Source organism: Sphingopyxis sp. UBA6723 (assembly GCF_002454115.1).
GTDB lineage: Bacteria > Pseudomonadota > Alphaproteobacteria > Sphingomonadales > Sphingomonadaceae > Sphingopyxis.
Map to the genome: position 1 here is coordinate 123,306 of NZ_DKIH01000007.1, position 7,022 is coordinate 130,327.

General features: G+C 64.9%; 7 protein-coding genes and 1 pseudogene. 3 read left to right on the forward strand and 5 right to left on the reverse strand.

What is annotated here, in order from left to right:
• Positions 1–43 precede the first annotated feature (43 nt).
• From B4F07_RS05880 to B4F07_RS05890, 3 genes are all read left to right on the forward strand, one after another.
• Positions 44–1,312 carry a site-specific integrase gene (locus B4F07_RS05880; RefSeq protein WP_257551548.1) on the forward strand — a complete coding sequence of 423 codons (1,269 nt, stop codon included), beginning with the start codon at positions 44–46 and terminating at the stop codon, positions 1,310–1,312.
• 279 nt (positions 1,313–1,591) lie between these two features.
• Complete coding sequence (locus tag B4F07_RS05885) at positions 1,592–2,299, forward strand: hypothetical protein (RefSeq protein ID WP_293704618.1); 708 nt, start codon at positions 1,592–1,594, stop codon at positions 2,297–2,299.
• A gap of 77 nt (positions 2,300–2,376) precedes the next feature.
• A complete protein-coding gene (locus B4F07_RS05890; RefSeq protein ID WP_245198719.1) occupies positions 2,377–3,588 on the forward strand; it encodes a helix-turn-helix domain-containing protein in 1,212 nt (403 codons plus the stop codon).
• 76 nt (positions 3,589–3,664) lie between these two features.
• On the opposite strand, the gene B4F07_RS05895 is transcribed toward B4F07_RS05890, so the two are convergent.
• The 5 genes and pseudogenes from B4F07_RS05895 to B4F07_RS05915 form a co-directional block, all read right to left on the reverse strand.
• A complete protein-coding gene (locus B4F07_RS05895; protein WP_167922266.1) occupies positions 3,665–3,880 on the reverse strand; it encodes a DUF2274 domain-containing protein in 216 nt (71 codons plus the stop codon).
• Positions 3,877–5,100, reverse strand: a complete 1,224-nt coding sequence (locus B4F07_RS05900) for a TrbI/VirB10 family protein (RefSeq protein ID WP_257546465.1) — start codon at positions 5,098–5,100, stop codon at positions 3,877–3,879. Before B4F07_RS05900 ends, B4F07_RS05895 begins: the two co-directional genes overlap by 4 nt.
• On the reverse strand, positions 5,097–5,933 hold the full coding sequence (gene trbG, locus B4F07_RS05905; protein WP_293704620.1) for a P-type conjugative transfer protein TrbG: 837 nt from the start codon (positions 5,931–5,933) through the stop codon (positions 5,097–5,099). The genes B4F07_RS05900 and trbG overlap by 4 nt, the downstream gene beginning before the upstream one ends.
• Positions 5,930–6,613: a conjugal transfer protein TrbF gene (gene trbF, locus B4F07_RS05910; RefSeq protein ID WP_037556047.1), complete on the reverse strand. Its 684-nt coding sequence runs from the start codon at positions 6,611–6,613 to the stop codon at positions 5,930–5,932. Before trbF ends, trbG begins: the two co-directional genes overlap by 4 nt.
• Before the next feature lie 4 nt (positions 6,614–6,617).
• Positions 6,618–7,022: pseudogene (locus tag B4F07_RS05915) on the reverse strand (P-type conjugative transfer protein TrbL); the annotation flags it as partial.

Consider the following 7,022-nt stretch of genomic DNA (forward strand, 5'->3'; position numbering starts at 1 on the left):
CTTTTCGAATCTGCCACCCTCGCGTAATATGATGGAGGAACTTGTGGCGCTTGCAAAGCTCAATAAGCGGACGGTCGATGCGCTGGCTGCACCAGCGACAGGCCAGGCATTTCTTTGGGATACCGAGATCAAGGGTTTCGGTGTCCGTGTCGGCGCAACCGGGACGAAAACCTTCGTCATCCAGTATATGAATGAGGAAGGCCGGGTTCGGCGAGTGAAGATCGGGCGCTTCGGCGTCATGACGGTTGAACAAGCCCGCGAGCTGGCGAAGATTCAGTTGGGCAAGGTCGCCTCTGGCGAAGATCCCGCAGAGGAGTCACGCCGGGTCCGGAAAGATCTTAATGTCGCCGAGATGTGCGAATGGTATCTCGTCGAAGCGCGGGCCGGCCGCATTCTTGGACGGAAGAACCGCCCGATCAAGAACACCTCGCTCAACATGGACGAGAGCCGCATCCGGACGCACATCATCCCGCTGATGGGCAAACGCCTCGTGCGAAAGCTGACGATCGCCGACGTCGAGGCCATGCAGAATGACATCGCCACCGGTCAGACACGAAAGCCTCCTTCGGGCGGGCGCGGCGGCCGCCCGACCGGCGGCGCCGGCGTTGCCGGGAGGAGCCTCGGCACCCTTCAGGCCATTCTCGGCCATGCAAAGCATAAGGGACTGATTGCGGAACATCCCACGAAGGGCGCGAAGAAGCTCGCGACAAAGAAAAAGACCCGGCGTCTCAGCATCGCCGAGATCGAGCTGCTTGGGCGCGCAATCGGCCGGGCCGAACTGGGTTCCGAGAACCCCGTTGCGCTCGCTATCGTGAGGACGCTCCTTCTGACCGGCTATCGGCGCGAAGAGGCGCAGGCGCTGCAGCGGCAGTGGGTCAACCCCATGGGCGGTTACGTCGCGTTCCCCGACACGAAGAGCGACGCGCAATATCGGGCGATCGGCCCCGAGGCGATCAAGATCGTCGTCGCTCAAACCGAAATTGCCGGCTGCCCCTACGTCTTTCCCGCGTCGAATGGCGAAGGCCCTTTTACCGCCGTCAGCGACTGCCTCGCCCGGCTATGCCGCTCGGCCGGCATCAAGGGTGTAACGCCGCATACGCTGCGCCACACCTTCGGGAGCATGGCTGGCGAACTCGGCTTCTCCGAGCTCACGATCCGCGCGATGCTCGGCCACGCGTCGCAAAGCGTGACGCAGGACTATGTACATATCGACGAAGCCGTGAAGCTGGCGGTAAGCCGGACCTCGGACGAGATCGCGAAACATCTCGAGACTGGCGTGCGGAAGGCGGCGCAGATGAAATTCGCCGCCTGATCAGGGCGGCGTCGCGCGCTCGCCCGGCGTTACAGCCGGCAACCGGAGGAAAACGGTCTGGTGGTCATACGTCCGCGTCATGCAGAAAACGATCGCCTCTAGCAGTTCCAGACAGTTTCCTTTTGGGCAGACATGAGGATGAGCGGATCACGAATTGCGCCCCATTGCGCTCCGTTTCGCTGTCAGATGCGGGTAGGCGCACGATATTTACAAAAGCATCTTGCAATACGCACAGATTCGTGACAGAAATCCCTTGTTGCTAAACGGGGACACTGCTCCATGGATATTCGCCGCACCATTCTCGACACCGTTCCGAAGGAACTGTGGATCGACCTCGAAGACCGTCACCGCGCTGAGGCGTTCAAAGCGCACGATGTCGTGAAGACGAACATCCCGCTGAACGCCAAGCGCAGCCGCGAGGTCGAAGGTCAGATCCGCTTCCGCCTGCAGGAGCAGGGCTATGAAGAGGTCGTCCAGCTTCATGGCGGCCACCTCGTCGAAGATGGCATCATGCCCGGCACCGATTTGCGCGTATATCAGCCCTTCGCCCGCTTTCAGGGTCCGAAGGTCGGGGTCATCCTCGGTTTTGCGGCGATGCCCGAACGGCGCAAGATGCCCGCGAAGAACATGTCGCGTGCCGCCGGCGTCACGTTGAACTGGCATCTTCAGCCGAGCATGTTCGACGATCCGAAGAGCTTGCGCGCGAATGATATCTTCGTTCTCTTTCTCACCGCTCGCGACCGCAACAAAGCCGGCATGATTGAGGAAATAGCGGTCGGCGTCATCGGCGCCGACTACAAGGACTTCATCTTTTACGAGTCGCTCGAAGACTTCTTGCGCGGCTACGGCGAAGACAGCGATGCTCCGGATGGCCCCGATGGTTCCGACGATCGCGGTGCCGAGGTCAAACTCCGCAAGACTCGCAAGCTGTTCTTGCCTCCGGAGAATCGTCCGGATAGCGACGCCGAGGACGGCTCGAACGAATAAGTCGGTCGCACCGACAAACGCTGATTTTTCTCCGCTTCGCACCCCTCAAAGGGTGCGAAGCCGCAAGGACTCCGGCCATGAGAATTGGTACTCCAGGGTTCATCCCGGCACGGCTGACCGAGATTCGTCATGCGCGGCGTATCCCGTCTCGCGCTGCGTTGGCGCGGCGCCTCAATTCGAGCGCCAGCACCGTGTCGCGATGGGAAGATGAGGATTCAGACCAGACCCCAGACCCGGCCGCGCTTCTTCAGCTCGCCGGCGAGATGCAGGTCCGTCCGGAATATTTCCTGCGCGAAACGTATGAGAGCGACCGACCGACCTTCTTGCGTTCGCTGTCGAGCACCCTTGTACGCGACCTCGCGTATCAGAAGGCCCAGATGCAGTGGCTGCACGAGGCCAGCTTTATCATCAGCCATTATGTCGACCTGCCGGAAGTCGACATTCCCGACGTATTGGCGGGTGCCGACTATACCCAGCTTCGCGATGCTGACATCGAACAGATCGCCCTCGACCTTCGCAAGCACTGGAACCTCGGCGAAGGACCGAGCGGCGACATGGTCACTTTGATGGAGCGCATCGGCATCGTCGTTGCGACGATACCGATGAATACGACCAAGCTTGATGGTCTTTGCAGTTGGTCCCCTATCGACGGCCGGCCGCATGTACTTCTTGCGACCGACAAGATGTCCTTCCCTCGCAGGCAGATGGACGCAGCTCACGAGCTAGCGCACGCCATCCTCCATAGAGCGGTGCCAGAAGAGGAGTTCGAGGCTAATCTCCGCGTAATCGAGCGGCAGGCCTTTCGGCTCGGCAGCGCCTTTCTCATGCCTTCGACAAGCTATCCCCATGAGGTCCGGCGCTGCTCGCTTGCTGTGTTGGCCAGCCTCAAGGAAAGGTGGCGGGTATCGATCAAGGCGCAGATCAAGCGCCTTTCGGATCTCGACATCATTCCCGAGGACTTGTCGCGGCAGCTTTACAAACTTTACTCGGCAAAAGGCTGGTCAAAAGGCGAACCGCTCGACCAGCACTGGCCAGTCCAGCAACCACGAGCGCTGCGTGACAGCCTCAACCTGATCGTCGACAACGGCGTTCGCAGCAAGGCTGACCTGCTGGCGACCGAGTTCACAATCTCGGCGACCGATGTCGAACTGCTTTGCGGCCTGTCGCCAGGATGGTTCGATCGCGATGCGGCTGAGGTTGTTACGCTGAAGCTCGCATCGTCCGATCGTGACGCTTCCCTGCGAGGTGAAGGTCAAGTCATCGCATTTCCGGACCGCCATCACCGCTGACGTTGAGAGGCTCAAGATAGCGCGAGAATATCTCCCACGGCGATAAGGGCCCAGCTTACAAGAGACTTTCAGCCGCCTAATGCCGCGCCCTCGCAAAACCGCGATCGGTCGCGACGAACCGTTCCAGCATCGGCGGTATGAGCCGTTCGATCGACAACGGCTCCGATAGGCCATTTTCCTTCGCATGTGCCGCAGCATAGTCGGCGAGATCGCGCGCAAGCTTGCCCGTGAGTTCAACAGTAGCCTTGACCGGCTTCTCCTCAACGATCGGCCCAAGTCGCAGCCGACTCATCGCCAATCCGCCTGCGGCTCGAGAATGAGGTCGCGGGTGACGATCACACGGAGCGCGAAACCCGGTCGGATGGTGAGCGTCGGACGCACCGCCAGTTCGCGCTCGACGATGCGGCGCCCGGCCTGGCTCGTGCTGTCCTGCATCCCGTAGCGGAGCGCCCGGGCGAGTTCGTCGTCGCCGCCGACGCTGAGCTCGCTCCCGACCCCGAGCAGGGTCGAGACGAGCGCGGCGCGAACCATCCGGCCCCAATGATTGTTCACCCGATCCTCCAGCCCCGACATGCCTGCGGCGTCGGCGCCGGGCTGCCGTTCGAGGCGGATCGATCGTCCGCCGGGCAAGATGAGGCGATCCCATGCGAGGAGCACCCGGCTCTGTCCCGCCGCGATCTCGCTGTCATATTCGCCGATCAACCGCGACCCTTGCGGGATGAGCAGGATACGCCCGGTCGGACTGTCATAGATGTTCTGCGTCACCTGCGCGCTGATCTGGCCCGGCAGGTCCGAGCGTATGCCCGTGATGAGCGCTGCCGGAATGACAGTCCCGGCCTGGACGACCAGCGCGGAACTCGGGGCGATCAGGCGCTCGCCACTTTCGAGGGGCCTTTTCGAACCCGACGCCAGAAACTGACGCCGCCCCTCATTGGCCGTGCGAGGCTCCGCCGCCTGTTCGGGTGCGGCCGCCTCGGCGGGCACAATATCTGTTGCTGCGGAACTTGCGGTTCCGCCCCCCAGAAAGAGCCGGCTCGTCTGGGCGCTCTCGCGCTCCTGCAGTGCCCGCTGCCGCGCCTGTTCGGCGGCCGCCACGCGCGGATCGGGAGGATTGCCCCCTTCCGCGCCGATCGGCGGGACGGGGATGGCTTCGCCGCTGCCCTGCGCCGCAACGATCGGCCGGCCGAGGTCGCCGGGGAGCGGCGGACCGAGCTTCGGCACGGCGCCATAATCGGCGGGCGCTCCGGTGACCGCATCGGGCCTCGCATTGTTGCTCGCTTCATAGAGTTCCTGCCGCTCGGCCGGGGCCGGGGTGCGCAGCGCCCACATGAGCGATGCCGCGATCGCGATGCCGCCGGCCCCGCCGATAACCGCCAGCGTTTTCCGCGACAGACGCATGACCCGCGGCGTCTCACCCGCCAAGCGGAACGCATCGGGGCTCGCAGGGGCGATCGGCGCAACCTCGGCCTCGGCGGGCACAGCTTCTGTGCCCGGCTGTTCGGGCGCCGTCACGACCGGCCTCGCGGGCGCGGCGTTTCGCGTTCGATCCGCACGGCCTTGGCGCCGCGCCCGCTCCCCAGCCGGAGTTCGGCGCGATCGAAAAGGCTGTCGACGATCATGTAACGGCCGTCGACCCGGTAGTTGAGCAGCTCCGCCGCGCCCTTCTCGCCGATCGCGAACAGCGGGGGCATGTCTGCGGTTGCGATCGCAGCGCCGAACTCGACGAAGAGCTGGCGCCCATCGTCGAAAACGCGCACCGGCCGCCAGGGGACCTTCGCGCCGGAGATGCGATAGGCAAAGCTCAACGCCGCGAAATCGATCCCGCCTGCAACCGGAGCGAGCCGCGCCTGTTCACTCTCGGCGGCGCGAAGCGCGATCAGCTCGTCCTGCGGATAGGACCAGGAGACCGCCGCCATATAGGTGGCGGGGGTCGCGCGCAGCTCGATGTGATAGGTCCGACGGCTGGTGTTGATGACCAGATTCGTCATGATGTCGGGGCGCGTGGGCTTCACCAAAATATGGACGCGCCGCGACGCGCCCGTCCCGCTCACCGTATCGCCGATGACCCAGCGCACGGTGTCGCCGGCCGCGACAGGCCCCGGACCGACAAGCTCCTCGCCTTCCTGCAATGCGATGTCGGTGACCTGTCCGGGGGCGGTGTAGACCTGGAACAGCGCGCCATCGGCCCAGGCATATTTCTGGATGGCGTTGAGGAAGGTCGCGCGCTCGGGCTGGACGCGCGCCGCGTCGTTTGCGCGGCCGACCTGGGTGCGCGGATCGGCGGGTGCCGACTGCGCCGGCAGCGCGAGCGCGGCGGCGCCGAGAAGAAGGGTAAGGCGGATCATTGGCTGAGCTCCTTCGACCAAGAAATAGCGGTGACAAAAACGCCGAGCGGGTTCCGGCGCAGGGCGTCGGGGGTGCGGGGCGGCTGGATCGACGTGGTCAGGATCGCCGACCAGCGCGACGTCTCGACCAGGCTGCCATCCTGATAGCGGCGCTCGGTCCAGGCGATGCGGAAGCTGTCGCGCGATGCGCGGATCACACTCGACACGTCGACGGCGACCTGCATCTTGCCGACTTCGGCAAAGGGATCATTCGCGCGGGCGTGATCGCTCAGCGCCTGCGCGCCCTTGGGCGTGGTGAAGTCATAGGCGCTGAGCCAGTCCTTGCGGAGCACCACCGGATCGGCCGGGATCGAGCGGACATGCTCGATGAAGCGCGCAAGGTGGAACGCGATTTGCGGGTCGGTCGGCGAAAAGTCGGCATCGGCCGGCGCCACCGACCTGGCCTCGCCGAGCTTGTCGACCTCGACGACCCAGGGGGTGATCGTGCCGCGGAGCGACTGCCAGACGAGCGCCGAGGCGAGTCCGCCCGAAAGCGCAAGGCAGCCGAAGAAGGCGAGACGCCAGCTTTTCGCCTGGGTGCGGGCCGAGCCGATGCGGTCGTCCCAGACCTGCGCCGCGCGCTGGTAGGGCGTAACCGGGACCGGGGACTTGCCATAATGTTGGGACGGGCGTCGAAACATGGGTTCAATCCTTCTGGCTGATGTCGGGAGCGGAGCCGGCGCCATGGCTGTCGCCGGCCTTGAGGGTCTGCGAGGCGATGGTGGCGCCCGAGGTGACGGCCTGCCGTCGCTTCATGGCGGCCGCCCAGGTCGGGGGCGACGCCGCGCCGTCGCTGGCGGTGGCAGCGCCGGCCGCGGACTTGCCCGCCTGCCCCGCGGCATAGCTTTGACGCAGGCGGTCAGCCGCGGCGCGGAGCGGCGAACCCGCGCCGCGCGCCGTGTCACGCGCCACATTGGCGAGCCCCGCACCGAACGCCCGCATCCCGCTCTTCCCGGCCGCACCCCGGGCATAGGATGCCGAAGCGCTGCCGGACGCGCGCGAGGCTCCGAGCGCGGTGCGACCGACGGCGCTGCTCGCCGCGCCGGCCGC

What these genes read in the sequence shown, in the direction of transcription:
- B4F07_RS05885 (WP_293704618.1), top strand. Translation starts at nt 1,592, where the DNA reads ATGGATATTCGCCGCACCATTCTCGACACCGTTCCGAAGGAACTGTGG.
- B4F07_RS05890 (WP_245198719.1), top strand. Translation starts at nt 2,377, where the DNA reads ATGAGAATTGGTACTCCAGGGTTCATCCCGGCACGGCTGACCGAGATT.
- B4F07_RS05895 (WP_167922266.1), bottom strand. Translation starts at nt 3,880, where the DNA reads ATGAGTCGGCTGCGACTTGGGCCGATCGTTGAGGAGAAGCCGGTCAAG.
- trbG (WP_293704620.1), bottom strand. Translation starts at nt 5,933, where the DNA reads ATGATCCGCCTTACCCTTCTTCTCGGCGCCGCCGCGCTCGCGCTGCCG.
- trbF (WP_037556047.1), bottom strand. Translation starts at nt 6,613, where the DNA reads ATGTTTCGACGCCCGTCCCAACATTATGGCAAGTCCCCGGTCCCGGTT.